Raw genomic sequence first — 1,591 nt, forward strand, 5'->3', positions numbered from 1 at the left:
GCCGAGGCCGAACAAACCCACTACGATCACCACCGCGCCCCCGTCCGGGTCGCTCATCCAACAAACTGAGTCCCCGGACACGCCGGGGCGGTTCACACGGTGGAACGGTCCACCCCGTACAGCAGCGCCAGGACCGCGTGCGGGAGGTCGTGACGCAGATGAATGAGCGTGGCGACAAGCCGGTCTACGAACACCAGCCGATGGCGGGCGCCAGCCCCCGGCGCCCGCTTTCTGGCGCCGCCTCGAGCCTGGTGCCGGCGGCCTTCGACCCCGGCCACCCACGGCCTGGCCAACTCTGCCACCAACGACGACAGATGGGCACCCGAGATGCCCGTGAACAACGGATGCGCCAGAACCGAACGGTTCACCATGCCTTCCACCAGCAGAGCATGCCCACCCGCTATCACGCACCAACTCGTAAAAGCGTCCGTCAGCAGGTCATGCCCATGACGGGCGTCGTGAGTGTCCCGGCCGGCCACCGATAACGCCGCCTTATGAGGGGCAGCAAGCAGGTGCTCACAGCGTGAGCTTTTTCCAACTTGAGGGCGCTGGCCGTGCGCTGGGCGGATCTGCGGACCGGCGAAGCTCCTGGTAGACGGGTTCACGGCCAAGATCCACCGTCCGCCAGGAGCTTCGTATGCTTGCCTATCCATCGGCGATCAATCTGTCCAGTGCTCACCTGCGCCACCTCGCTGGGCATCTCACGGTTCGCCGTCGCGAGATCGGCACCCGGTGGCGCCGCGTCACGCCGGGCCGTCAGGCACTGCTGGCCCTGGCCCATCTGCGGTGCGGTGACACCTATGACCAGCTCGCCGCCGGGTTCGGCATCGGGATTGCGACGGCTCACCGCTATGTCCGCGGGGCGATAGAGGTCCTGGTCGCGCTGGCTCCCAGCCTGGTCGACACGATGCGGACCGTGAGCCGCCTGCTGGCCTTCGTGATACTCGACGGGACGCTGCTGCCGATCGACCGGACGCCGCCGACACCCCGTACTACTCGGGCAAACACAAACGTCACGGCATGAACGTCCAGATCCTCACCGATCCCTTCGGGCGGCTGTTGTGTGCCTCACCCGGGTTGCCCGGATCCATCCACGACCTGACCGCCGCCCGCACCCACGGCATCGTCGACACGCTCACCGAGGCCGACCTGAAGTGCTGGGCCGACAAGGCGTATCAGGGAGCAGGCGGCTCCATCCGGGTCCCCTTCCGCGGCCGTCGCCTCAAGCGGTGGCAGCGTCGGCACAACAGCACACACGCCAAGATTCGGCGCCTCGGCGAGCAGGCCATGGCCATGCTGATGAAAGCGGCCACCAGAAGGGTGATCTGCGGGCCGAGGTCTCCGCCCGCGTTTCGGCCGCCGCCTCCGGCCTACCGTGTAAGAGGTCGCCGACCAGTTCGGCAATGAGGCTGCTTGTCAGTCCGGGGCTGCAGGTTTCCTCGCTTTCTTCGACTCATCGTCTTGCCTCGGCCAGAGCGGCTATGACCCGGTTCATGGAGCTTTTTCAGCAGCCACTCCGCAGAGTGAACGCTCTTCTGAGGTTGACCGGCTTCCGACCTGCGGCTGGGATTCCCTCCTGCGGACGTAGCCG

At 66.7% G+C, this 1,591-nt stretch carries 2 pseudogenes; one reads left to right on the forward strand and one right to left on the reverse strand.

What is annotated here, in order from left to right:
• Positions 1–95 precede the first annotated feature (95 nt).
• Positions 96–371, reverse strand: a pseudogene (locus tag ACFVZH_RS40350) (transposase family protein); the annotation flags it as partial.
• Between the two features lie 266 nt (positions 372–637).
• Between ACFVZH_RS40350 and ACFVZH_RS40355 the strand changes: the two are divergent.
• Positions 638–1,407: pseudogene (locus ACFVZH_RS40355) on the forward strand (transposase family protein).
• Positions 1,408–1,591 lie beyond the last annotated feature (184 nt).

It is taken from the genome of Streptomyces sp. NPDC059534, assembly GCF_042743475.1.
Lineage (GTDB): Bacteria > Actinomycetota > Actinomycetes > Streptomycetales > Streptomycetaceae > Streptomyces.